The 22,418-nt window shown below is 56.2% G+C and carries 25 protein-coding genes; 12 read left to right on the top strand and 13 right to left on the bottom strand.

Features of this window, described 5'->3' with window-relative positions; translation table 11 throughout:
* From RI563_RS01645 to RI563_RS01635, 3 genes are all read right to left on the bottom strand, one after another.
* The coding region (locus tag RI563_RS01645; protein ID WP_310692599.1) for an NAD(P)/FAD-dependent oxidoreductase at positions 1–1,019 on the bottom strand (1,019 nt) is incomplete at its 3' end.
* A 301-nt stretch (positions 1,020–1,320) separates the two neighbouring features.
* Complete coding sequence (locus tag RI563_RS01640) at positions 1,321–2,355, bottom strand: agmatine deiminase family protein (RefSeq protein ID WP_310692597.1); 1,035 nt, start codon at positions 2,353–2,355, stop codon at positions 1,321–1,323.
* A gap of 33 nt (positions 2,356–2,388) precedes the next feature.
* Positions 2,389–2,718: a hypothetical protein gene (locus RI563_RS01635; RefSeq protein ID WP_310692595.1), complete on the bottom strand. Its 330-nt coding sequence runs from the start codon at positions 2,716–2,718 to the stop codon at positions 2,389–2,391.
* Positions 2,719–2,835: 117 nt separating this feature from the next.
* Here RI563_RS01635 and sfsA point away from each other — a divergent pair, with 117 nt between their 5' ends.
* The 3 genes from sfsA (at position 2,836) to lolD (ending at position 5,564) form a co-directional block, all read left to right on the top strand.
* The gene (gene sfsA, locus RI563_RS01630; protein WP_310692594.1) at positions 2,836–3,543 is read left to right on the top strand and encodes a DNA/RNA nuclease SfsA; all 708 of its coding nucleotides are present in this window, start codon (positions 2,836–2,838) and stop codon (positions 3,541–3,543) included.
* Between the two features lie 100 nt (positions 3,544–3,643).
* Positions 3,644–4,891 (top strand): lipoprotein-releasing ABC transporter permease subunit, encoded by a 1,248-nt coding sequence (locus RI563_RS01625; RefSeq protein WP_310692593.1) that lies wholly within the window; start codon positions 3,644–3,646, stop codon positions 4,889–4,891.
* A complete protein-coding gene (gene lolD, locus RI563_RS01620) occupies positions 4,884–5,564 on the top strand; it encodes a lipoprotein-releasing ABC transporter ATP-binding protein LolD (protein ID WP_310692592.1) in 681 nt (226 codons plus the stop codon). Before RI563_RS01625 ends, lolD begins: the two co-directional genes overlap by 8 nt.
* A 78-nt stretch (positions 5,565–5,642) precedes the next feature.
* Here the strand turns inward: lolD and RI563_RS01615 are convergent, their stop codons facing one another.
* On the bottom strand, positions 5,643–6,197 hold the full coding sequence (locus tag RI563_RS01615) for a DUF2062 domain-containing protein (RefSeq protein ID WP_310692591.1): 555 nt from the start codon (positions 6,195–6,197) through the stop codon (positions 5,643–5,645).
* A gap of 69 nt (positions 6,198–6,266) precedes the next feature.
* Here RI563_RS01615 and RI563_RS01610 point away from each other — a divergent pair, with 69 nt between their 5' ends.
* The 6 genes from RI563_RS01610 to RI563_RS01585 all read left to right on the top strand — a co-directional run bounded on the left by RI563_RS01610 (position 6,267) and on the right by RI563_RS01585 (position 12,671).
* Complete coding sequence (locus tag RI563_RS01610; protein WP_310692590.1) at positions 6,267–8,576, top strand: DNA internalization-related competence protein ComEC/Rec2; 2,310 nt, start codon at positions 6,267–6,269, stop codon at positions 8,574–8,576.
* Between the two features lie 102 nt (positions 8,577–8,678).
* Entirely contained in the window at positions 8,679–9,308 is a 630-nt protein-coding gene (locus RI563_RS01605) for a MotA/TolQ/ExbB proton channel family protein (RefSeq protein ID WP_310692589.1), read from the top strand.
* Positions 9,305–9,724, top strand: a complete 420-nt coding sequence (locus tag RI563_RS01600; RefSeq protein ID WP_310692588.1) for a biopolymer transporter ExbD — start codon at positions 9,305–9,307, stop codon at positions 9,722–9,724. Before RI563_RS01605 ends, RI563_RS01600 begins: the two co-directional genes overlap by 4 nt.
* A 6-nt stretch (positions 9,725–9,730) precedes the next feature.
* The gene (gene msbA / locus RI563_RS01595; protein ID WP_310692587.1) at positions 9,731–11,494 is read left to right on the top strand and encodes a lipid A export permease/ATP-binding protein MsbA; all 1,764 of its coding nucleotides are present in this window, start codon (positions 9,731–9,733) and stop codon (positions 11,492–11,494) included.
* Positions 11,495–11,512: 18 nt separating this feature from the next.
* Positions 11,513–12,511 (top strand): tetraacyldisaccharide 4'-kinase, encoded by a 999-nt coding sequence (gene lpxK / locus RI563_RS01590; RefSeq protein ID WP_310692586.1) that lies wholly within the window; start codon positions 11,513–11,515, stop codon positions 12,509–12,511.
* Positions 12,492–12,671: a Trm112 family protein gene (locus RI563_RS01585; RefSeq protein ID WP_310692585.1), complete on the top strand. Its 180-nt coding sequence runs from the start codon at positions 12,492–12,494 to the stop codon at positions 12,669–12,671. Before lpxK ends, RI563_RS01585 begins: the two co-directional genes overlap by 20 nt.
* 255 nt (positions 12,672–12,926) lie before the next feature.
* Here the strand turns inward: RI563_RS01585 and RI563_RS01580 are convergent, their stop codons facing one another.
* The gene (locus RI563_RS01580) at positions 12,927–13,190 is read right to left on the bottom strand and encodes a hypothetical protein (RefSeq protein WP_310692583.1); all 264 of its coding nucleotides are present in this window, start codon (positions 13,188–13,190) and stop codon (positions 12,927–12,929) included.
* Positions 13,191–13,233: 43 nt separating this feature from the next.
* On the bottom strand, positions 13,234–14,316 hold the full coding sequence (gene amrS / locus RI563_RS01575) for an AmmeMemoRadiSam system radical SAM enzyme (protein WP_310692582.1): 1,083 nt from the start codon (positions 14,314–14,316) through the stop codon (positions 13,234–13,236).
* Positions 14,317–14,476: 160 nt separating this feature from the next.
* On the opposite strand from amrS, the gene RI563_RS01570 reads away from it, so the two are divergent.
* The gene (locus RI563_RS01570) at positions 14,477–14,959 is read left to right on the top strand and encodes a low molecular weight protein-tyrosine-phosphatase (protein ID WP_310692581.1); all 483 of its coding nucleotides are present in this window, start codon (positions 14,477–14,479) and stop codon (positions 14,957–14,959) included.
* Positions 14,960–15,120: 161 nt separating this feature from the next.
* Here the strand turns inward: RI563_RS01570 and RI563_RS01565 are convergent, their stop codons facing one another.
* The 7 genes from RI563_RS01565 to RI563_RS01535 are packed head-to-tail and all read right to left on the bottom strand — an operon-like array spanning position 15,121 to position 21,428.
* Entirely contained in the window at positions 15,121–16,110 is a 990-nt protein-coding gene (locus RI563_RS01565) for a GTP-binding protein (protein ID WP_310692580.1), read from the bottom strand.
* Between the two features lie 6 nt (positions 16,111–16,116).
* Entirely contained in the window at positions 16,117–16,902 is a 786-nt protein-coding gene (locus tag RI563_RS01560) for an ABC transporter permease (RefSeq protein ID WP_310692579.1), read from the bottom strand.
* Positions 16,899–17,804 (bottom strand): ATP-binding cassette domain-containing protein, encoded by a 906-nt coding sequence (locus RI563_RS01555; protein ID WP_310692578.1) that lies wholly within the window; start codon positions 17,802–17,804, stop codon positions 16,899–16,901. Before RI563_RS01555 ends, RI563_RS01560 begins: the two co-directional genes overlap by 4 nt.
* A 1-nt stretch (position 17,805) precedes the next feature.
* On the bottom strand, positions 17,806–18,312 hold the full coding sequence (greB, locus tag RI563_RS01550) for a transcription elongation factor GreB (protein WP_310692577.1): 507 nt from the start codon (positions 18,310–18,312) through the stop codon (positions 17,806–17,808).
* Between the two features lie 40 nt (positions 18,313–18,352).
* Positions 18,353–19,849: a B12-binding domain-containing radical SAM protein gene (locus RI563_RS01545; protein WP_310692576.1), complete on the bottom strand. Its 1,497-nt coding sequence runs from the start codon at positions 19,847–19,849 to the stop codon at positions 18,353–18,355.
* Positions 19,842–20,663: a tRNA cyclic N6-threonylcarbamoyladenosine(37) synthase TcdA gene (gene tcdA, locus RI563_RS01540; RefSeq protein ID WP_310692575.1), complete on the bottom strand. Its 822-nt coding sequence runs from the start codon at positions 20,661–20,663 to the stop codon at positions 19,842–19,844. Before tcdA ends, RI563_RS01545 begins: the two co-directional genes overlap by 8 nt.
* Complete coding sequence (locus RI563_RS01535; protein WP_310692574.1) at positions 20,664–21,428, bottom strand: TatD family hydrolase; 765 nt, start codon at positions 21,426–21,428, stop codon at positions 20,664–20,666. It lies immediately after the preceding gene.
* A 171-nt stretch (positions 21,429–21,599) separates the two neighbouring features.
* Between RI563_RS01535 and RI563_RS01530 the strand changes: the two genes are divergently transcribed.
* Positions 21,600–21,809: a hypothetical protein gene (locus tag RI563_RS01530; RefSeq protein WP_310692573.1), complete on the top strand. Its 210-nt coding sequence runs from the start codon at positions 21,600–21,602 to the stop codon at positions 21,807–21,809.
* Between the two features lie 249 nt (positions 21,810–22,058).
* Positions 22,059–22,418: hypothetical protein (locus tag RI563_RS01525; RefSeq protein ID WP_310692572.1), on the top strand; the 360-nt coding region annotated here is incomplete at its 3' end.

Here is a 22,418-nt window from a genome sequence, read left to right as displayed (position 1 = left end):
GCCCGGCGCACATTTCGCTCATAGGCTTTCTGTATGCGTGCGGCCTTGTGCGGTTGTTGCAGGCAACAGTCGACGGTATCGGCGGCGCGAAATGCGCTGGACATGGCAATGTACACGCCACTGGAGAAGACCGGGTCAACAAAGGTAAAGGCATCACCGACCAGCAGATAGCCGGGGCCGTGTGCCGTGTCGGAAATATAAGAGAAATTACCGGTCGCGTTGACTTCGCCAACGCAGCGGGCTTCTTTCATGCGCTCCAGGGCCGGGGGGCACAGGGCCAGGGTCTGCCAGAGAAATTCTTCCGGGGGGCACTGGCGCTGTTTCAGGTATTCGGGGAAGCAGACCGCGCCGACACTCATGATTCCATCACGCAGGGGAATCATCCAGAACCAGCCGTGTGCAAACCAGTAGATACTGATGTTGCCGGCATCGCGACCCGGTCGCCGGCTAACATTTTCGAAATGGCCAAAGATTGCTGCGCTGTTGTGGGCCGGATTGCGTTGTTTGAGGTTTAGCCGACGAGAGAGGAATGTATCACGGCCGGAGGCATCGATGACAAAGTCTGTCTCGTAATGATGCTGATTGCCGGACTCGTCCTGCGCGACAACCTGCCGGGTGTGATCCTGATCGAACTCGACCTGGATAACTTTCATGCCTTCCCGGACCCGGGCGCCGAGGCGGGCACAATTTTTCAGTAACAGGTGATCAAATTCGGAGCGCCGTACTTCATAAGCATGGGGCGGGGTATCGGCATTTAATGCGCGCTCGAAGTAATAGGTGCGGGGTTTGTCCGGCGCCTCGGGAGTATTGAATTCGGCACCATATTTCACTACGCCAATCTCTTGCACCTCCTGGTCGATCTCCAGCGCCTTGAACAGTGGCAGGTTCATTGGCAGCAGCGATTCCCCGATATGAAAACGGGGATGGTGGTCCTTTTCCAGTAACACCACGTCGCGCCCTTTTTGCGCCAGCCGGGCGGCGACAGTTGAACCGGCGGGTCCGCCACCGATTACCAGCACCTGGCAGCGATGCGGCTTGCCTTCCCGGGCGTTTGTCGGTTGATCGGTGGTGTGATCCATTAAGGAAGTCCCGGGTAATTAGTCAGGACGATAGACAACTATCTCGTCCAGTTGATCGACCGGAATGCGTCGATATAACGAACGGACGAGAATGTCGGTCAATCAGTTTCGGGTTCGGTCTTGTTATTTTGTATGCCGAATCCGCAGCCAAAAAGTAACATTTTTATTGTGTAATGCCAACTGAGGGATTTTTGCCTGGCTGTCATATCGATGGCGGGTGTTGATCGTACCTGGGGACCTGTTAAAGCACGCCCACCGGGAATTGCATGGTCAGACAGTGCAGACTGCCGAACTGTTCAATCAATGGCCGGCAGTCGATGCCGATGATCACCCGATCGGGAAATGCCGTTTGCAGTTGTGCGCAAGCCCGTTGATCGTTGTTATCGCCGTATTGCGGTACCAGCACGGCATCGTTGATCACCAGGAAATTGGCGTAGCTGGCCGGCAGGCGTTCGCCCTGGGCATTAAAGATCGGCGCCGGCCAGGGCAACGGCAGCAGACGATAGGATTCGCCATTGCCGTTACGCAATTGCTGCAGTTCCTGTTGCATGGCCTGTAACTCGGCATAATGTTCATCCTGCGAATCGTCACAGTGCATATAGGCAATGGTGCTGTCCGGGCAAAAACGGGCCAGCATGTCGATGTGGCTGTCGGTATCATCGCCGGCCAGATAGCCGTGGCTTAACCAGAGTATCTGTTCGACGCCCAGCGACTGCTTGAGCTGCTGTTCGATCTGCGCTTGATTGTGATCGGGGTTGCGCGAGGGATTGAGCAGACAGGCGCGAGTGGTGAGCAGGCTGCCCGCGCCGTCGCTGTCGAAGCTGCCGCCTTCCAGGACAAAGTCGATCGTCTCGAGCGGGGTGTTGCCGAAACTTTTTTGGCGTTGCAGCTCGCGGGTGATGCCGTTATCCAGCCCGGCGGGGTGCTTGTTGCCCCAGCCGTTAAAGGTAAAGTCGAGCAGTCGCGGTTGATCGTGGGCCAACACGCCGACGGGGCCATGATCCCGGGCCCAGGTGTCATTGCTTGGGGCGATGGCGAAGCGGACCTGGGTCAGCAAACAGGAATGGCGAATCAGCTGTTGTTCGACGTGCTGGCGATGGGACGTGCCACTTACCACGATCAGTACCGCTTCATGGCGGGCGATCTGGCTGGCGATTTCGGCAAAGACCGATTCCACCGCATGAAGGTTCGCGGCCCAGTCGGTCTCGGCATGGGGCCAGGTGAGCATGACGCCGCTCTGGGGGGCCCATTCGGCGGGTAACCGGCGGTGAGTCATACGCGTCGGCCTGTCATTTTGGGGATGTCGCGGTCAGGGGGAACCCGGGCCGGCCATGGTGTCGTGGGCCACGGCATTGATCACGTACTGGTACTCGAAATAGACGGTAAAATCGGAATAGACCCAGCGGGTAATCGGGGGATCGCCCACTTCGTCGAATTTCTCACGGGGGGTGCCAAAACGTTCCTCGACCTGCAGCATGGACATGCCGCGGCCGGGCAGGGTTACGCTGTGATCCGGTTCCTGCAGGGCCGGCGGGGCAGGCATATCGACGGTGTCGGCGGCAGCCGTTGCGGCCTGCAACAGGACAGCGGCGCCCAAAAGCGCGAATAAAGTCGGGATATTCCACAGCCTGGTCATCATCGGGTTCCTCTGGCACAGTGTTCGGCCGAATCTGCGGTAAAATATACTCTATCAATGGCTTACACGCAAAAGTTTAACCAGTTTTTCCAGAATCCGGCCTGACAGGTTGCTGTAATTGTGAAATTCGATCCACCGCTGATTCCCGCCACCCTGCTGCGGCGCTACAAACGGTTTCTGGCCGATGTGCAGCTGGACAATGGCGACGAACTGACCGTTCACACGCCCAATACCGGTTCCATGCTCGGCTGTGCCGAGCCGGGAACCCGGATATGGCTGCGCGACAGCGCCAGCCCGACCCGCAAATACCGCTATTCCTGGGAGCTGGCCTCGACCCTCGCGGGCACCCTGGTGGGGGTCAACACGCATCTGGCCAACGCGCTCGTGCAGGAGGGGATCGAATCCGGCGTGATCGAGCCCCTGCAGGGCTATCGGACGTTGCGTCGCGAGGTGAAATACGGCACCAACAGCCGGATCGATCTGTTGCTGGCCGATCCCGGACGCGTCGAGTGTTACGTGGAGGTGAAGAACGTCACCGCGGTCGATCGTGACGGTTATGCCATCTTCCCCGATGCGCCCACCGAACGGGGGCGCAAGCACCTGCAGGAGCTGGCGGCAATGGTCCGTGAGGGGTACCGGGCGGTGTTGCTGTTACACGTGGCCCGGGATGATGTCGACCAGTTTCGTGCGGCCGCAGAGATCGATCCTGCCTATGCCCAACAGCTGGCCGCCGTGTGCGATCAGGGCGTGGAAGTTCACGCCTGGGTATCACAGATGACACCCGAATCGATCCGCATTGCCCGTTCGATTCCTGTGCACCTGTCCTGAATCGCTGGTGAAAATGCTTTACCGGGCCGGGTGTGAACTCTGACGCAATCACCGCCTGGCATTGATGTCATTTCACCGCGAACCTGTATAATGCCGCTCCATGTTTAGACCATTCGAATTGTATGTCGGCCTGCGCTATACCCGCGCCAAGCGCCGCAATCACTTCATCTCGTTCATCTCGCTGACTTCGATGCTGGGCATCGCGCTGGGCGTGATGGCGTTGATCACCGTGTTGTCGGTGATGAACGGTTTCGAAAAAGAAGTGCGCGAGCGGATCCTCGATATGGTCTCGCACTTGACTGTTACCGACTATCGTCACGGCATCGCCGACTGGCCGTCCGTGGCCCGCGCGACCGAATCCCATCCCAAGGTGATCGCCACCGCGCCGTATGTGGAAGGCGAGGGCATGTTGATTCGTGGCAAGGGCGTGAACGGTTCCCGTATTCGCGGCGTGCTGCCGGAGCAGGAGCCGGGGGTGTCGGCGGTGGCGGGCAAAATGGAAGTGGGACAACTGACTGATCTCAAGCCGGGGAACTTCAGCGTGATCCTGGGACGGGATCTGGCCCGGATTCTCGGCGTGGACGTGGGTGACAAGGTCACCATGGTCACGCCCAGCCTCAATGTCACTCCGGCCGGCATGGCGCCCCGTTTGAAACGCTTTGAAGTTGTCGGCCTGTTTCATATTGGTATGTACGAATACGACAGTGCGCTGGCCGTCGTCCATCTGGAAGATGCCCAGCGATTGTTCAAGCTCGGCTCCCGGGTCACCGGCGTGCGTGCCAAACTGAGCGATCTGTTTCTGGCGCCGCAGATTCGCCACGAACTGCAGGATGGCCTGTTGAGCGACTTTTATGTGCGCGACTGGAGTTCCTATCACGCCAACTGGTTTCGCGCCGTTAAAATCGAAAAGCGGATGATCTTTTTGCTGTTGCTGCTGATCATTGCCGTGGCGGCGTTCAATATTGTCTCCACGCTGGTGATGGTGGTGACCGACAAGGAGAGCGATATCGCCATTCTGCGTACGCTGGGCGCCTCGCCGGGCCGCATCATGCGCATCTTCATGGTGCAGGGGACGGTCATCGGTGTAGTAGGCACCGTGCTGGGAACCGTGCTTGGCGTCAGTCTGGCGCTGAATCTGGATATTGTGGTGCCGTGGCTCGAAGGGCTGTTCGGCATTCAGTTTCTGGATCCGGGCGTGTATTACATCAGCGAACTGCCCTCCGATCTGCACTGGGACGATGTCTGGATGATTACCAGTGTGTCGTTCCTGCTGGGCATTGTGGCGACCGTGTATCCGGCCTGGCGTGCCAGCCGGACCCAACCGGCGGAGGCGTTACGCTATGAGTGAGACGATTCTGGCCTGTCGCAACCTGACCAAGGTGTTCCGCGAGGGGAGCCGTGAAGTCGCCGTGCTCAAGGGGGTGGATCTGAGCGTCCGTCGCGGCGAGCAGGTGGCCATCGTTGGCGCCTCTGGCTCCGGTAAAAGCACCCTGTTGCACCTGCTGGGCGGCCTGGATCTGCCCAGCGCCGGCGAGGTGGAGGTCAACGGCGAGAACATGGCCCAACTGGACGACGCCCGACGCGGTCTGCTGCGCAATCGCGATCTCGGTTTTGTTTATCAGTTTCACCATCTGTTACCGGAATTCACCGCGCTGGAAAATGTGGCCATGCCGTTACTGATTCGCGGGCTCACCACGGCGGAGGCGTCAGCGCAGGCGGGGGCCATGCTCGGCGAAGTCGGCCTGGGCGATCGCCTGCGTCACAAGCCCAACGCCCTGTCCGGCGGCGAGCGTCAGCGGGCGGCCATCGCCCGGGCGCTGGTGACCCGGCCCAAATGCATTCTGGCCGACGAGCCGACCGGGAATCTCGACAGCCAGACGGCCGAGCAGGTTTACCAGCGCATGCTGGAATTGAATACCGCGCTGGGCACCAGTTTTGTGGTGGTGACCCACGATACGGCATTTGCCGAGCGGATGGACCGTGTGCTGCATCTCAAGGATGGAGTTTTTAGTTCCTATTAAACAGAAAGTTACATTATATAGTTAATGTGAACTTGATGTTGTTTCTCGCCTGATCCGGCCACCCGAAAAGGTCTCCGCTCAGCGGTCCTTGTGCTTGTGGTTTTCCCGCCGCCGCAGCGCAAACTGCAGTTGCCGGTTACGGATATGGCTGAGCAGATGCAGGCGCCAGAGCAGTCGTACCAGCCCGTAACCCAGCGCTGCCGTGAGCGTGCCGACCACGAAACAGCCCAGCAGCAGCGGTTGCCAGATCACGCCCAGTTCACTACTGAACCACTCCCAGGAGGGCGCAAATTCCACCGCGCGGACCGGCGTACCCAGAAACCAGGTGCCGACCTTGTAGCAGAAGAAAAAGATGGGTCCCATGGTCACCGGGTTGGTGATCCAGACCAGTGCCACGGCAATGGCCAGGTTGCAGCGCACGATAATGGCGGCCGCCGCCGCCAGCAGCATCTGGAAGGGGACCGGGACAAATGCCATGAACAGGCCGACCGCAAAGGCACTGGAGACCGAGCGGCGGTTCAGATGCAACAGGTTGGGATCGTGCAGCAGTGTCCCGAAGATGCGGTTGAGCTGGACATGGTTGCGGATCTTGTCGTGATCCGGCATATATTTTCTTATAAACTTGCGAGGCATGTCTGGCGATTCAGGGACGTTGTCAGCCGGGCTATTATCCAATAATTGTATTACAAGCCATAATCTTTTATGCGATCAGGGACGATAGCATTTCTGGCAGGAATTCTCTGCCTGCAATTATTTTCTGCCTTGCCGGCCATCGGCTGGCTCTTTCTTCTGGTGGCGTCGATTCCCGCTGCACTGTGGTTACCGTTTCCCTGGCGCCTGATCGGGTGGCTGGTCAGCGGCTTTCTCTGGTGCCTGTGGAGCGCGCATACCATTTTAGGCGTCAGCCTGCCGCCGGAACTTGAGGGCGAGGATCTGATCCTGGTCGGACATGTGGCCGGCCTGCCTGAAGCACAAGATCGACGTACCCGTTTTCTGTTCGATGTCGAGCACTATATCGTCGAGGGGCAACGGCATGCTTGGCCGGCACGGGTACGGCTGAACTGGTATGGCCAGCAACCGCCCGATCTGCAGGCTGGTGAGGCGTGGCGTTTGCAGGCGCGCCTCAAGCGCCCGTGGGGATTCCGTAATCCGGGCAGTTTTGATTACGAACGCTGGTTGTTTGCCCAGCGGATTCGGGCCACCGGCTATGTGCGTTATGACAACCGGCCACTAACGGCAGCATCGGTTCCCTGGCGTTACCGGCTGGATCGCTGGCGCCAGCATCTCAGCGAGGCGTTACAACAACAACTGCCGGGTCAGGCCGGTGAGCTGTTTCGCGCCCTGAGTGTGGGGGACCGGCGCGGTATCAACCAGTCCACCTGGGAGGTGTTGCGGGTGACCGGCACGGCCCATCTGCTGGCGATCTCGGGGATGCATATCGGGCTGCTGGCCGCGCTGGTGTTCTGGCTGACCCGACATCTGTGGCGGCTGGGCGGTGAACGGTTGTTGCTGTGGCTGCCGGCCCCGCGGGCCGCAGCGCTGCTGGCGACCCTGGCCGCGCTGGTCTATGCGGCCATGGCGGGCTTTGCCATCCCGACCCAGCGAGCCCTGGTGATGCTGGCGGTGGTGATGCTGGCCCTGTGGCGAATGCGACCGCTGGCGCCGGGACGGACTCTGGCGTGGGCAGCGCTGCTGGTGCTGCTGCTGGATCCGCTGGCGGTGCTGTCGGCCGGTTTCTGGTTGTCGTTTGTGGCGGTGGCCCTGATTCTCTATGCCCTGGGCGGGACGCGCCCCCTTTCCCGGATTCGCCAGTGGTTGCGGATCCAGGGCTGGATTACGCTGGGGCTGGCCCCTTTATTAATAGCCTGGTTTCAGCAAGTCTCGCTGGTGGCCCCGCTGGCCAATCTACTGGCGATCCCCCTGGTCAGTCTGCTGATCGTGCCGCTGGCGCTGCTGGGCACACTGGCGGCGTTGACGTTTCCCGAGGCGGGCAGCGTGCTTTTAACGGGATTGGGCTGGTTGCTTGAGGGCCTGCTCGAGGTACTGGGAAGTATGGCGGCCTGGCCGTTCTCCCACTGGCAGACGGGAACGGGTGGTGCTGGCGCACTGCTCCTGCTGGGGGTGGGATTGCTGTTGTTACTGGCCCCGCGAGGCCTGCCGGGGCGTTACCTGGCGCCGGTACTCTGCCTGCCGCTGCTGTTCGGCAGCGGGCCGCGCCCGCCGCCGGGAGAGGCCTGGCTGACATTGCTGGATGTGGGGCAGGGGCTGGCGGCGGCGGTACAGACCCGTTCCCGTCTGTTGATTTTCGATACCGGACCCCGGTACAGCGCAAGCTTTGATACCGGTGCGGCGGTGGTGGTGCCCTATGTCCGCCACAGCGGCTACACCAGGATCAACCACCTGGTGATCAGTCACGGCGATAACGATCATATCGGCGGGCTGGCGTCGGTGCGTGAGGCGTTGCCGGTTGGCACGCTGTCGACCAGTGTGCCGGAGCAGGTTCCCGGAGCAGGGCGTCGACGCTGCCAGGCCGGCCAGCAATGGCAATGGGATGGGGTGAATTTTGAGTTTCTGGCGCCGGGACCAGCGCGTTCGGGAGGCAATGATGCCTCCTGTGTCCTGCGGGTCGAGGCCGGGGGGCAGGTGGCGCTACTCAGTGGCGATATTGAAAAGGCCGGTGAACGGGCACTGTTAGAACAGCAACGGGCGAATCTGGCCGCTGATATCCTGGTGGCGCCCCATCATGGCAGCCTGACCTCCTCAACCCCCGCCTTTGTCGCCGCGGTCAATCCCGATTATGTGCTCTATCCCGTTGGTTATCGCAATCGTTACCGATTTCCACGCCCGGCGGTGGTGGCCCGCTATAGCGATTCGGGGGCCCGACAGTTCCGGGTGGATGAACAGGGGGCCCTGCAGTTTGTGCTGGGCGAACCGGGCGGGGTGCGTAAACGGTTCAGTTACCGGGTCGCGAAACGTCGTTACTGGCACAGTCGTGTTGTGCGGATTGATTGATGATTCTGTGAACCCGCACTTTCAGGGGTGCCCGGTCTTTGTTAAAGTTAGCCGCAGTTTTTCTGTCTCCTTCTATTATTTGTTTTCAAAAGGGCGTGCGACGTGTTTGAGATGATTCAGGCGGGCGGCTGGCTGATGCTGCCGATTCTGTTGTGTTCGGTAATTGCCCTGGCCATTATTGGCGAACGATTCTGGGCCCTGCAGCAAAAACGGATAGCGCCGGCCTATCTGGTGGCCCAGGTCTGGCAGTGGTACAAAAGTCAGTCACTGGATGAAACACACATTCAGTCGCTTTCCCGTAGCTCGCCACTGGGCCGGATTCTGGCCGCGGGTCTGGTCAATCGCCAGCATCCGCGTGACATTATGAAAGAAAGTATCGAGGAAACGGGACGCCAGGTGATCCTGGAACTGGAACGTTATCTCAATACGCTCGGCACTATCGCCTCGATCACACCCTTGCTTGGTTTGCTGGGTACGGTCATCGGCATGATCAAGGTATTCGCCGCGATCACGACCCAGGGTGTCGGTAATCCATCGGTTCTGGCTGGCGGTATTTCCGAAGCGCTGATTACGACCGCAACCGGTTTGTCAGTGGCGATTCCCAGCCTGATTTTCTATCGCTATTTCCGGGGCAAGGTTGATGCACTGGTGCTGAAAATGGAAGAAGAAGCGATGAAAGTCGTGGATGTCATGCATGGAGAGCGGGAAACCGGTCGAGATAACGTCATATGATGTTGCGCCACGATCGTAACAAGGAACCGGAACTTAATCTGACGCCATTGATCGATGTGGTGTTCCTGCTGCTGATCTTTTTCATGGTTTCCACGACTTTTGAGAAAGAATCCGAAATCAACATCGAACTGCCCGAAGCGGCGGGTGAAAAAAGCCAGGAAGAACGTTTTACCATTGAAATCACCATCGATGGTGAGGGCCATTATTTTGTCAATGAAAAACGCATTCGTGATAAACAACTGCCCACACTGAAAACCGCCTTGCGCGAAACGCGAGCCGATCACCAGGATCCGAAACTGATTATCAGCGCGGACAAAAACACACCGCATCAGGCCGTTATACGGGCGATGGACGCGGCACGCCAGGTTGGAATGGTTAACCTGACTTTCGCCACTCGACAGGAATCCGGGAAGTAGCCGCTGATGCGCTCATCATCTGACGACAATACCGATGGGTTTGTCATATATCGTCGTCTTTTAAGGTACGCGTATCCCTACTGGAAGGTTTTTCTGGTGGCTGTGCTTGGCATGGTGATTTTTTCCCTGACCGAAGGGGCTTTCGCCAAGCTGATTGAACCGATGGTCGATGGCAGCTTTGTCGACAAGGATCCGGCTACGATTAAATGGATCCCGATTCTGATGATTATCGTGTTTGCCGCGCGCACGGTCGGCAGCTTCCTCTCCGAATACGGTATGGCCTGGATTGCCCGAAGCGTCATTCGCAACCTGCGCAGCCTGGTCTTCGACAAGCTGCTAGCACTGCCAATCAGCTATTATGATACAACTTCCTCGGGCGGGTTGCTGTCCAAAATGGTCTATGACATCGAGCAACTGGCCGAAGCCTCTTCCAAAGTCATAACGACAGTGATTCGTGATACGCTGACCATTCTGGTCCTGCTGGGACTGATGATGTATCTGAGCATCACCCTGACTTTGATACTGCTGCTGGTCATCCCGGTTGTCGCCGTGGCTGTGGTGGCTGTCAGCCGTCGGTTTCGCAAGCTCAGTTATCGTATCCAGCGCTCGATGGGCGATGTTTCCAATGTGACCGAAGAGGCGATTGAAGCCAATCGTGAAATCAAGATTTTCGGCGGGCAGGAATACGAATCCAACCGCTTTGAGCAGGTCAACGCGTATAACCGGCGCCAGCATCTCAAGCTGGTCGCGACCAATGCGATCAGCTCCCCCTTAATCCAGCAGATTGTGGTGACCGCCTTCGCCGGCATTGTTTATATTGCGACCAAACCCGGTTTTCTCGACGAGATGACCGTCGGCAAATTCATGTCTTTTATGCTGGCAATGATCCTGCTGCTGCAACACGCCAAGCGTCTGACCAGTATCAATGCCCAACTGCAACGAGGCATCGCCGCCGCTTACAGCGTGTTTACTTTCGTCGACACCGAGCCGGAACCCGATAGCGGCACGCGAGAAATCAAACAGGTAGACGGCAAGGTACACTATGACGATGTCACATTCGGTTACAGCGACCAGCAAAGCGCCACGGTTCTGCAGGACATTAATCTGACCATCGAGCCGGGAGAAAGCGTTGCCTTTGTCGGGCGTTCCGGCGCCGGCAAGTCTACGCTGGTGAGCCTGTTGCCACGCTTTTACGAGGTCACACAGGGCCGCGTTTTGATCGACGATGTCGATATCCGGGAGATCAGGTTGCCCAGCCTGCGCAGCCAGATTGCCCTGGTAAGCCAGCACGTGACCCTGTTTAATGACACGATTGCCCATAACATTGCCTATGGGGCACAGGACTCGGTCGATATCACGGCCATTCGAGAGGCGGCCAGGGCGGCTTACGCTCTGGATTTTATCGAACGGCTGCCTGAAGGTTTTGATACGATAGTGGGTGAAAACGGCGTGTTGTTATCCGGCGGTCAGCGTCAACGTCTGGCCATTGCACGCGCCATTCTCAAAAATGCGCCGATCCTGATTCTCGACGAGGCGACCTCCGCGCTGGATACCGAGTCAGAACGTTATATACAGCAGGCAATTGAAGAATTGATGAAAGATCGTACCACACTGGTAATCGCGCACCGGCTGTCAACCATCGAACAAGTTGACAAAATTGTTGTACTCGAGGCAGGTCGGATCGTCGAAGTCGGCCGGCACGACGAATTACTTGCCAAAAATGGCTATTATGCAGGACTGCATGGTCTGCAGTTTGGTGCGAATACCTGATAAACGGAAAAGCAAGACGTGTTGCAACAAAATCTGCAAAAAATATGGGAAAGCCGTTCAGTGGCCGCTGTGTTATTACTGCCACTAAGCGGTTTGTTTTGTCTTCTGGTCTGGCTGCGACGTTATGCCTATCGCAAACGGGTATTTTCAAGCACCCGGATTTCCGTGCCGGTCATCGTGGTCGGCAACATCACTACCGGTGGCACGGGAAAAACCCCGCTGGTCATTGCGGTAGTCAATATCCTCAAACAGGCCGGCTTCAATCCCGGTATTATCAGCCGGGGCTATGGTGGCAAGGCCAGTTCCTGGCCACAGCAGGTTCGTCCTGATGCGGATCCGGTTATGGTCGGGGATGAACCGGTCATCATTGCTCGTCGAACCGGTTGCCCCATGGCGGTTGGCCCAAACCGGGTCGAGGCGGTCAGGGCGCTGCTGACACATCATGATTGTGATATTGTCGTCAGTGACGATGGCTTGCAACATTATGCTCTGGAAAGGGACGTCGAAGTGGTGGTGGTCGACGGCATGCGCCGTTTCGGCAATGGCTGGTGTTTGCCGGCCGGCCCCCTGCGTGAACCGGTGGCCCGCCTCGACGAAGCGGATCTGATCGTAAGCAACGGTAGTCCGGTCGGGGATGAATACCCGATGGACTACGCAGGCCGCGAGTGGGTCCATGTCCATGACAATACCCGCAGCGCGACGATGCAGCAGTTTACCGGCCAGCGTGTCCACGCCATCGCGGGTGTTGGTAACCCACAGCGCTTTTTCAATATGTTACGGGATGAAGGAATGGATGTGATTGAACATACCTACCCGGATCATCACGCATTTGTACGCTCTGACTTCGAGTTTGAAGAGTCATTGCCAATCCTGATGACCGAAAAAGATGCGGTCAAGTGTGAGCGCCTGGCACTGGAAAATGCCTGGTATGTACCGATTCAGGCACAAATTGGCAAGAAATTTGATTTTCACTTACTGAACATACTGGAGGCCAAACGTGGACAAAAAACTGCTTGATATCCTGGCCTGTCCAATCTGCAAGGGACCGCTGGTGTATAATAAAGAAACCCGGGAATTGATTTGCAAGGTTGATCGACTGGCCTATCCGATTCGGGATGAAATCCCCGTTATGCTCGAAGACGAAGCCCGCCAGCTCAACCCGGAAGAAGAAGTTTAATTAAACACGGATAAACCGCCGACTTTGGCGGCGAGACATAAACCAAGCTATGCCGCTGCAGCGTATTTCGTTGAAAATTAGCGTTTCGGTGGTGACACTTTTTGTGCAGTAGAAGAAAAAGCTTATCTCTCGCAGAGACGCCACGGCGCCAGGAAACCTGATATCCCTTATTCTCGGCGCGCTCTGCGTCTCTGCGAGAATATTATAGCCGGGCTTAATTACGACTGGATAACGGTGCGTGGAATCCAGGCATCTTCAGGTAAGTTCAAGTGCCAGATACTGGGGATGGAACTCCCGTTTATCACGGGTCAGGACAGGAATGGTGAAGGTCTCGGGTGTCCGTCGGCTGCCTTCACCATGCTGATTGGACTGGACGGGTCTGGCGGGCCCGTGATTTTGCAAAACGATCGAGGGGCCGTCATCCAGCACTTCGATAACCTGGCACACAATCCCGTTATGTACCACACGTAAACCTATCATGCCGCGAAGTTGCTGCAGGCTGATATCAAGTTCGCTCATAGCACAATACACTGTTTGTTCCGGCTGGGCAGAAGGATCGGGGTCATGCCGCAAAATCCTTGAGACGTACAGGCTGACGTTTTGCACCCCAGTGGCCGGGTTGCGCTTCAAAGATGCCGGCACAGGCTGTTCCACACGCATTGCATTTGCCATCCGGGGTCAGGTTCCATTCACCTAGCACATACCAGTCCCGCCCAATCAGCATGTTGCCACAGTGATGGCAATAGGTGCTGCCGCCGGACTCGTCGTGGACATTACCGGTATATACATAGCGCAGGCCGTTTTGCATGGCGATATTACGTGCCCGGGTAAGTGTTGCAGCCGGGGTCGGTGGTATGTCTTGCATCTTGAAATCGGGATGAAACGCACTGAAGTGCAGCGGTACATCCGGGCCCAGTTCGTCGAGAATCCATTGGCTCATTGACTCGATTTCTTTGTCCGAGTCGTTTTTGTCGGGAATCAGTAACGTGGTGAGTTCCATCCAGACATCGGTTTCATGCTTGAGATATTTAATCGTATCAAGCACTGGCTCGAGGTGACCGCCCGTCAGTTTGTAATAAAAATTTTCCGTGAAGGCTTTGAGATCGACATTAGCCGCATCTATATACTGGTAAAATTCCTTGCGTGGCTCCGGTGTGACATAACCGGCTGTCACAGCGACCGATTTGATACCCTTTTCATGGCAGGCTTTGGCCACGTCGATCGCATACTCGTGGAAAATCACCGGATCATTATAGGTATAGGCAACGCTGCGACAACCGAGCTGTTCGGCCGCGCTGGCGATCAGCTCCGGCGAGGCCTCGTCGGCCAGGGTATCGATCTCCCGGGATTTGCTGATGTCCCAGTTCTGGCAGAATTTGCAGGCCAGGTTGCAACCGGCGGTACCAAATGAGAGCACCGGCGTGCCGGGCAAGAAATGATTCAGCGGTTTTTTCTCGATGGGATCGATGCAGTAACCGCTGGAGCGCCCGTAGGTCGTCAGCATAATCTGGTCGTGAATGTTCTGACGTACAAAACAGAGTCCGCGCTGTCCTTCGTGCAGCTTGCAAAAGCGTGGGCAGAGGTCGCACTGGATGCGACCGTCATCGAGTTTGTGCCAGTAAAGGGTGGGGACAGTATCTTGCATGATGAACGCTCGGTAAGTTTGCTCGGTGTACCCACAATATAGGGTTAATTGGCCCGCTTTTAAACCGGCAGCCCTGATCCAGGGCAGGGAATCACTACTGACAAAATGGGCACAGAATCTGATAAAATTCGAGAAGGTTCTATAGGTGTTTGAAAAGTCGATGAAAAAAGTATATGTGTTATTTGTCTGCCTGGGCAATATCTGCCGGTCTCCGACCGCCGAAGGGGTGTTTCGCCATTTGTTGCGCGAGGAAGGCCTGGATGAACAGATTGTGACCGATTCGGCCGGAACCCATGCCTATCACGTCGGATCGCCACCGGATTCACGCGCCCAGGAGACCGCTCGTGGTCGCGGAATCGATCTCAGCGACCTGCGCGGGCGCAAGGCGCTGGTCGACGATTTCGAGAAGTTCGATTATGTCCTGGCTATGGACCGCGAGAATTATCACAACCTGTCGCGAATCTGTCCGCCAGAACAGCGCGAGAAATTGCACATGTTCCTCGATTTTGCGCCTCATCTGAATGAGTCCGAGGTGCCGGACCCGTATTATGGCGGCCCACAGGGCTTCGACCGGGTCTTCGATATGGTGGAAGCCGCGTCGCGCGGGTTGCTCGAGGATATCCGCCAGCGCCATCTCGGGTGAAAACATTAAATATATTCACCACCAAGACACCAAGACACGAAGAAAGTAATTATAAGTTCAGGAAATCCTTAGCAGGTTACTTCGACGCTCGTACCCATCAGATTTTTTAAAGTTATTATTTATGTTTTCTTGGTGTCTTCGTGTCTTGGTGGTAAGGCTCTTCAAATCAGGCAGGATAGCAATGCGTCTTCGATTTTGTCCCAGTCCGGCTCCCCTTGCATGATGATTTCGACGCGGTTTTGTGGCGGGGTTTCCCGGCTGCTGGCCTGCATATCGCCGTCGATGCTGTTGAACAGATAATTGCCCTGATCCGTTCTCAAAGAGGCCTTGATACGTTCTGCGGTCATGGCCGAAAACAGGCTGATTATCTTTTGATGATCAAAACAAAGCTGTTCGGCAAACAACCAGCCACAACTGGCAAACTCACCGCTGTGGTTCTCCAGTCGCCGCATGGTTTCTCCCGCCTCAAGTCGAATGGATTCAATGTCGGGTTCGAGTTCCGGCGTTGGGGTAGCCTGTAGCCACGATGGCCTGTTTTCCTGCTGCCTGGCATGCGGCAGGTCCAGCCAGGCTATATCCAGCTCCCCGTGGGTAACCTGACCGCTGGCACGCGGCTGACGTGTCCCGACCAGTTGGGCGAACGCGTCCATATCTTCTTGCGTACATTGATCGACCTTGTTGGCCACCAGCACATCGGCGATATTGAGCTGCTCACGGTAGTATTCGTTCTCCCGGTAACGGGGATTGTCGAGATGACGGGGATCGACCAGAGTAATGCAGGCCCGCATATCGAGAGTTTGATCGAACGGGGATTCAGACAGTTGTTTGATGATCTGTTCGGGATGACCAATTCCTGTCGGTTCGATCAACAGTCGGTCGGGGTGGGCATTGGCCAGCAGGGTATTGATCCCGACCTTTACCGAAACACCGGCGGCACAACACATGCAGCCACCGGGCAACTCCTTGATAGCCACTCCCTCCTGTTCCAGAATTTGTCCGTCAATGCCGATCTGGCCAAATTCGTTGACCAGCACCGCCCAGGTCTGCTCCGAAGGCTTCTGTTTCAGTAACTGCAAAATCGCGGTGGTTTTGCCAACCCCCAGAAAGCCGGTGATAACGTTAGTCGGGATGTGTTGTATCAGTTTGACCATAAGTCCTCAGACGATGAGTCGTTTGCGTGTCAGTACGACGGCCAGGTAGTAGCCTATCAGGGTATAAGTAGCCAGCACACCGATATGCAATAACGGATTTTCCACCGGATTACCGGCAATCAGCGGGCGGGTCAGTTCCACCGCGTGAGTCAACGGGAGAATATACACGATCGACTGCATCACCTCGGGCAGGGTCGAGATGGGATAGAAAACGCCGCACATAATGAACATCGGCGTCACCGCCAGCACGAAGTAATAATTGAAAAAATCATAGCCGGGGGAGAGGGCGCTCATGATAATCGCCGGGCCGGCAAAGCAAAGACCGGTCAGGAATACAACAGGTATGGTCCACAGTGCATGCCAGCTGTGTACCGCGCCCAGCAGCGTGGCAACCAGCAAAATGGCAATGCCGCTGAAGATACTTTTGGTGCCACACCAGAGCATTTCACCGGCCAGTATGTCGTCGATATCCAGCGGAGTGGTCAGGATCGCCTCATAGGTATTTTGTGGCACCATACGGGTATAAACCGAATACATCCCCTCGAAGGAGGCGGTGGTCATGGCAGTGGAGGCAATAATGCCGGAGGCAAGAAAGGTCAGATAGGGCATGTTGGCCATCTCGCCGATGAAAAAACCCAGGCCAAAGCCCAGCCCCAGCAGATAGAGTGCCGGTTCGCCAAAGTTCATCACGATCGCCGGGCCAATTAACTTGCGCCAGACCAGGATATTGCGACGCCAGATGGTCAGGCTGCCACGGCGGATTAGAGGTAATTGCCAGTTCATACCACTCATATATCGCGCAATGCCCGGCCAGTCAGATTAAGGAAAACATCCTCCAGCCCCGCCGGGCGGTGAAGAAAAACCAGCTCGTGTTGATGTTGCAAATGGTCCAGGAGGGGCCGTGGGTTATGCGTATAGCAGTAGTGTGAACGCCCGATATGTTCGACCCGGCAAAGTTGTTCGATTTCCCGGCTATCGGACAACATGCCACGAATTTCGATCACTTCCGGTTCCACATGCCGGCGGATCAGTTCGGCCGGTGTGCCCTGGTCCAGAATTTCGCCGTGATCCATGATAACCAGTTCATCACAGAGCCGTTCGGCTTCCTCCATATAATGGCTCGTCAGAATCAGGGTTTTGCCGCGTTCGCGCAGTTCATTGAGCTTGGCCCAGATAACATGCCGCGCCTGGGGATCCAGACCGGTGGTTGGCTCGTCCAGAATCACCAGTTCCGGATCGTTGATCAGGGCCCGGGCAATGGTTAAACGACGCTGCATGCCACCGGACAGATGATTGGTTTTGGCATCGGCGCGATCGCTCAGTGCGGCGAACTCCAGCAGGGAAGTGATCCGGCTTTTGACCTCACTGGCGGGAATAGCGAAGTAGCTGGCGTAGATTTGCAGGTTCTCACGCACGGTAAAATCGGGATCGAGATTGTCCTGTTGCGGTACCACGCCAATCCGGCGACGAATGTCCCGGGCATGTGAGCGAATATCCAGATCGAATAGCGTCAGTTCCCCGCCGGTGGAGGGGGACAGGCCCAGCAGCATACGCAAGGTAGTCGTTTTGCCGGCGCCGTTGGGGCCGAGAAAACCGAAGCATTGTCCACGCGGGATATCGAAACTGACATCCTTCACCGCGGTGAAGCCGGGAAAATGCTTTTGCAGATGTCGGGCGCGCACGATCGGTTGCATCTCAATCCCGCTCCGGGTTATAGCGAACTGCATTGATATAATAGGTGACCTGCCCACCCGGCGTCTCGACGGTGACTTCATCGTCGATTCCCTTTTTCAACAGGGCCCTTGCCAGCGGCGAATCGACGCTGATATCCCCCCGATCCGGTGCCAGCTCATCGGGTCCGACGATGCGGTATTCTACCGTTTCGCCATTGTCGCTCTCCAGGGTTACCCGGGCACCGAAAAAGACCTGTTGTGGATTGGACGGGGCATCGGACGCAATGGTCAGTTCCGGCAGCCGTTTTTGCAGATAACGGATGCGTCGGTCGATTCCGCCCAATTCCTTTTTACGGTAAATGTATTCGGCGTTCTCGGAGCGATCGCCTTCGGCGGCCGCGGCGGCAAGGGCCTGGGTCACCTCCGCACGGCGCACCCACAGGGCGCGTAATTCATTTTGCAATCGCTCGTAACCTTCACGGGTGATGTACGGTGAAGGTTTTGGTTGTGGGGGGCGGTAACGGCCCATATATATCTAGTTCCGAGTTCCGAGTTCTGAGTTCTAAGCACTAATTATGACGTGCTTGTCTGCTCGACAGGCCGGTTTTTCGTGACGTCGAGTTAAGGTTGGTGTCGAATTCGGGCTCGCCTTTCATGCCACAGGTGGTGTAATCCTCGTGCATCGCGTCATACAGTTGCTGTTCGTCGAGGTCGAATAGTTCTTTTGCGCCCTGGTAGATCAGGCGAAATAGCCGGGGCAGGGCGATCTTGTGGGTCTGCCCGGTAGTGGCATATAACCAGTCGGACAACTGGAGGAAGCGTTCAAAAGGGCTATTGCCGAGCAGTAACGGGCGGGTCCGGCTGAAACGGCCCGAATTGCCGATCATATCCCAGTAACGGGCGAATCGGCTCAATCGTTGCATCGTGGCAAAGTCAATGTCGCGGGTACAGAGAATATTATAGGGTGGCGCGGGATTAAAGCACAGTTGATACTCGTCGATATGACGTATGATTGGCGCACCGCGCAATCGCTTGAGTATGCCGACCTGAATTTCATGTGGGTTCAGTTCGACCAATCGATCAAAGCCCCGGGCGATACTCGCCACATCTTCTCCCGGCAGGCCCATGATCAGATCTGTATGCAGATGCGCATGGGTTTGCTCGCGCAGGAAACGGATATTCGTCTCGGCCTTGTCATCATCCTGGCGGCGGCTGATGCGTTCCTGTACCTCGGGGTTGAAACTCTGGATACCGATTTCAAATTGCAGTGTTCCGGGCGGGAATTGCTGAATCATGGTTTTCAGTTGATCCGGTAAATGATCCGGAATCAGTTCAAAATGCAAAAACAGCCCGTCATTGATCCGTGCCAAAAAGAATTCCATGATCTTCAGGCTGCTGGCTATCTTGAGATTGAAAGTGCGATCGATGAACTTGAAATGCCGCGCACCGCGCTGATACAGAGTTTCCATGTGTTCGAGAAACCGATCCAGATCGAACGGCCAGGCGGTTTTGTCCAGTGCCGAGAGACAGAATTCACACTTGAAGGGACAGCCGCGCGAGGCCTCGACATAGATGAATCGGTTGCGGATATCCTCTTCGGTATAACAGGGATAGGGAAAGGCCAGATCCGCCAGCTTGAACGGTTCCGGCTTTACGACCTTTTCCTCAACTGATTCGCCAGCCAGTCGCTGTGTACAGAGCCTGGCAAAAGCCAGATCACCCTGGCCACTGACAATATGATCCACCTCGTCATAAAAGGGCAGCGTGGACTGCTCGTAGCTGACTTCCGGCCCGCCGACAATAATGATGAGATCCGGGCGCACACGACGCAGGATGGCGATCACCTCACGGGTTTGCTCGATATTCCAGATATAAACACCCAGTCCGATGATCTTCGGGTTGTCCGCCAACAGCTTCTCGGCAATCTCGATGGGGCGCTGATTGATTATAAACTCCCGAATCCGGGCGCGCGATTGCAGATCGCCAAGGTTGGCATACAAATAACGCAAACCCAGCGAACTGTGGAAATAGCGGGCGTTGAGTGTGCAGAGGGTAATATCAACCATGCGCAGCCTCTTTTTCCTGGCGCTGATGTTTATGCAGGGTCTTATTGATGGCGCGGGAAGCGGCAAGCATGCCGAAAGTGGCAGTAACGGTCACACTCGAGCCATATCCGAAACGGCAATCAAGATTAACGCCGTGTATTCCGGGCTTTTGATGGCTAACGCTGCCATCCTCTCTGGGATACAGCTTGTGTTGTGAGGAAAATACACATTCCACCCCGAAGCGGCGTTGTGGATTTTTACTGAAGCCGTAGCGGCTGCGCAGGTTATTGCGCACCCTGGCAGCCAGGGCGTCGTTATAGGTTTTGCTCAAATCGGCAACATGGATCGAGGTGGGATCGGTCACACCTCCGGCTCCGCCGGTGGTGATAATTGGCAGCTTGTTACGTCGACAATGCGCGATCATTTCAGTTTTAAAGCGAATACTGTCGATGGCATCGATCACATAATCATAAGATCTTTCGGCAGAGAGATAATCGGCAAGATTATCGCTGTTAATAAAATCGTCAATCACATTGATCTGACAGTCCGGGTTGATATTGTGGATGCGCGCACGCATTACGCTCGATTTTTTCTCATCCAGGGTCTCGGTCAATCCCACAAGCTGGCGGTTGATATTGCTTTTAGCGACGGTATCGTAATCGATGAGCGTAATCCGGCCGATGCCGGTGCGGGCCAGTGCTTCCGCGCTCCATGAGCCGACTCCGCCCAGGCCGACGACGACCATATGCAGTCGGGCTAACAGGGAGTACCCCGGCTCGCCATAAAGCCGGCGCAGTCCACCAAAGCGTTCATCATAATCATTTTTGTCAGTCATTTACCCGAGTCCGAGGACCGTTTCGGCATTGCGGGTGGTCTGGCAGGCGAGTTCGTCAGGCTCCCCGTTACGGACTTCGGCCAGCGCGGCCAGACATTCAGGCAGGTATTCGGGACTGTTGCGCTCGCCGCGATGACTGGCCACGGTCATGTCCGGAGCGTCAGTTTCCAGCACGATCGCCTCCAGTGGCAATTCGCGTGCCAGCTTGCGTAACTTGCTGGAGCGTTCATAGGTGAGCATGCCGCCGAACCCCAGCTTGAAACCCAGTTCGATGTATTGATGGGCCTGTTGCAGACTGCCGTTAAAGGCATGCGCGATGCCGCCGGGGACGGGAACCTCGCGCAGTGCTTTGAGAATCCGGTCATGGGCCTTGCGACAATGCAGAAGGACCGGCAATTGCGCCTGGCGGGCAATCTCCAGTTGTTCGTATAACAGGCTCTCCTGCTGAGCCTGATCCGGGTTCTCAATGTAGTAATCGAGACCAATTTCCCCGATGGCCAGCGGGTGGTGCTGCTCGATCTGCTCGGCCAGCTGGCGGACATCCCCGGGGCGGTGCTGTTCCAGGTACATCGGATGCAGTCCCAGCGCGGGATACAGTCCCTCCTGTTCCCCACACAAGCGCAGGAGATTGTCCCAGCCCGTGGCAGTGACGCCGGGGACCACGATACGTCTCACCCCCGCCTGGCCACAGCGTGCCAGCACCCCGGCACGGTCGGCGTCGAAACTGGCATCATCCAGGTGGCAGTGGGTATCGATCAAATCCATCGAGTTATTTTACCGGCTCAGGCCACAGCATGTAAATAACTGAAAGAAAAGGGCTTTTCTGAATAGCCCGAATTTGCAATTCATTTTCATCCCCCCCTGTAAACTGATGCATGAATCCCTATAATGGTTATACCCAAGTTCTATACTCAAGTAACCGCAAGGAGGTCACTTATGGCAACAGGTACTTACAAACCCAAAGCCGATCCACTGAACCGTCCGGATGACGCCACAGGTTTTCGTATTGGCTGGAAATACAAGACCAAGTTCGAGCGCGGTCACTTTGACGAGGAGATGACTTACGGCGAAGCCAAGAAAAAAGCCGAGGAGTTATCCACGAAGGAACCGGAGAAAACCTTCTGGCCGGAAATCATCCACGAATAATTCTTTCCACCACAACCGGGCAATCGCCCGGTTTTTTATTCATCATGCTCTCCGCTTTTCGTTTCATTGGCGGATAAAAGGCAGCCTTCGTTCTTGCCTCGTTCATTTGACCCACAAAACCCGGCAACTGGTCGTCCTCTATCCCTGTCACAGAGTGAATCCCATGGATAAAACATCGGATAACTTTTTTTATCGCAATGAATCTGCTATAGATTAAAGAGATAAAATATTTTGTGCTGAGAGGATACTATGGCGACAAAGAAAACGGGAGCAGGTTCAAGGTTCAGAGAGTCGGTGCGCCACCGCGCCACTGATGCGATGAAGGAAGCGGAGAAAATTCGCGAGCTGATGATGAAAGAAATCCATGAGGGATTCGACAAGGTCAGCAACAAAGTCTCTTCCGCCGCCAAATCGACCTCGCAAAGGACAGAACACTTGCGTAACCAGGTATCCGATATACATCCCCGTGAATATTGGGAGAGGATGGTCAAGGAGGTCGATGAACTGAGAGACGAGCTGGTCAATAACGTTTCGAATCGATTCAATCAGTTGCGCAAAACGACGGAAAATGCACTCGCCAGGCCCGGCAAGAAAACCGGCAAGAAAACC

The organism is Thiohalophilus sp., from assembly GCF_031581315.1.
In the GTDB taxonomy this organism is placed as follows: domain Bacteria; phylum Pseudomonadota; class Gammaproteobacteria; order UBA6429; family Thiohalophilaceae; genus Thiohalophilus.
The sequence above is the reverse complement of the archived record's forward strand: the minus strand, read 5'-3'. Positions and strand labels throughout refer to the sequence as shown.

What these genes read in the sequence shown, in the direction of transcription:
- RI563_RS01640 (WP_310692597.1), bottom strand. Translation starts at nt 2,355, where the DNA reads ATGACTCACCGCCGGTTACCCGCCGAATGGGCCCCCCAGAGCGGCGTC.
- RI563_RS01635 (WP_310692595.1), bottom strand. Translation starts at nt 2,718, where the DNA reads ATGATGACCAGGCTGTGGAATATCCCGACTTTATTCGCGCTTTTGGGC.
- RI563_RS01625 (WP_310692593.1), top strand. Translation starts at nt 3,644, where the DNA reads ATGTTTAGACCATTCGAATTGTATGTCGGCCTGCGCTATACCCGCGCC.
- lolD (WP_310692592.1), top strand. Translation starts at nt 4,884, where the DNA reads ATGAGTGAGACGATTCTGGCCTGTCGCAACCTGACCAAGGTGTTCCGC.
- RI563_RS01615 (WP_310692591.1), bottom strand. Translation starts at nt 6,197, where the DNA reads ATGCCTCGCAAGTTTATAAGAAAATATATGCCGGATCACGACAAGATC.
- RI563_RS01610 (WP_310692590.1), top strand. Translation starts at nt 6,267, where the DNA reads ATGCGATCAGGGACGATAGCATTTCTGGCAGGAATTCTCTGCCTGCAA.
- RI563_RS01600 (WP_310692588.1), top strand. Translation starts at nt 9,305, where the DNA reads ATGATGTTGCGCCACGATCGTAACAAGGAACCGGAACTTAATCTGACG.
- msbA (WP_310692587.1), top strand. Translation starts at nt 9,731, where the DNA reads ATGCGCTCATCATCTGACGACAATACCGATGGGTTTGTCATATATCGT.
- RI563_RS01580 (WP_310692583.1), bottom strand. Translation starts at nt 13,190, where the DNA reads ATGAGCGAACTTGATATCAGCCTGCAGCAACTTCGCGGCATGATAGGT.
- amrS (WP_310692582.1), bottom strand. Translation starts at nt 14,316, where the DNA reads ATGCAAGATACTGTCCCCACCCTTTACTGGCACAAACTCGATGACGGT.
- RI563_RS01570 (WP_310692581.1), top strand. Translation starts at nt 14,477, where the DNA reads ATGAAAAAAGTATATGTGTTATTTGTCTGCCTGGGCAATATCTGCCGG.
- RI563_RS01565 (WP_310692580.1), bottom strand. Translation starts at nt 16,110, where the DNA reads ATGGTCAAACTGATACAACACATCCCGACTAACGTTATCACCGGCTTT.
- RI563_RS01560 (WP_310692579.1), bottom strand. Translation starts at nt 16,902, where the DNA reads ATGAGTGGTATGAACTGGCAATTACCTCTAATCCGCCGTGGCAGCCTG.
- RI563_RS01555 (WP_310692578.1), bottom strand. Translation starts at nt 17,804, where the DNA reads ATGCAACCGATCGTGCGCGCCCGACATCTGCAAAAGCATTTTCCCGGC.
- greB (WP_310692577.1), bottom strand. Translation starts at nt 18,312, where the DNA reads ATGGGCCGTTACCGCCCCCCACAACCAAAACCTTCACCGTACATCACC.
- RI563_RS01545 (WP_310692576.1), bottom strand. Translation starts at nt 19,849, where the DNA reads ATGGTTGATATTACCCTCTGCACACTCAACGCCCGCTATTTCCACAGT.
- tcdA (WP_310692575.1), bottom strand. Translation starts at nt 20,663, where the DNA reads ATGACTGACAAAAATGATTATGATGAACGCTTTGGTGGACTGCGCCGG.
- RI563_RS01535 (WP_310692574.1), bottom strand. Translation starts at nt 21,428, where the DNA reads ATGGATTTGATCGATACCCACTGCCACCTGGATGATGCCAGTTTCGAC.
- RI563_RS01530 (WP_310692573.1), top strand. Translation starts at nt 21,600, where the DNA reads ATGGCAACAGGTACTTACAAACCCAAAGCCGATCCACTGAACCGTCCG.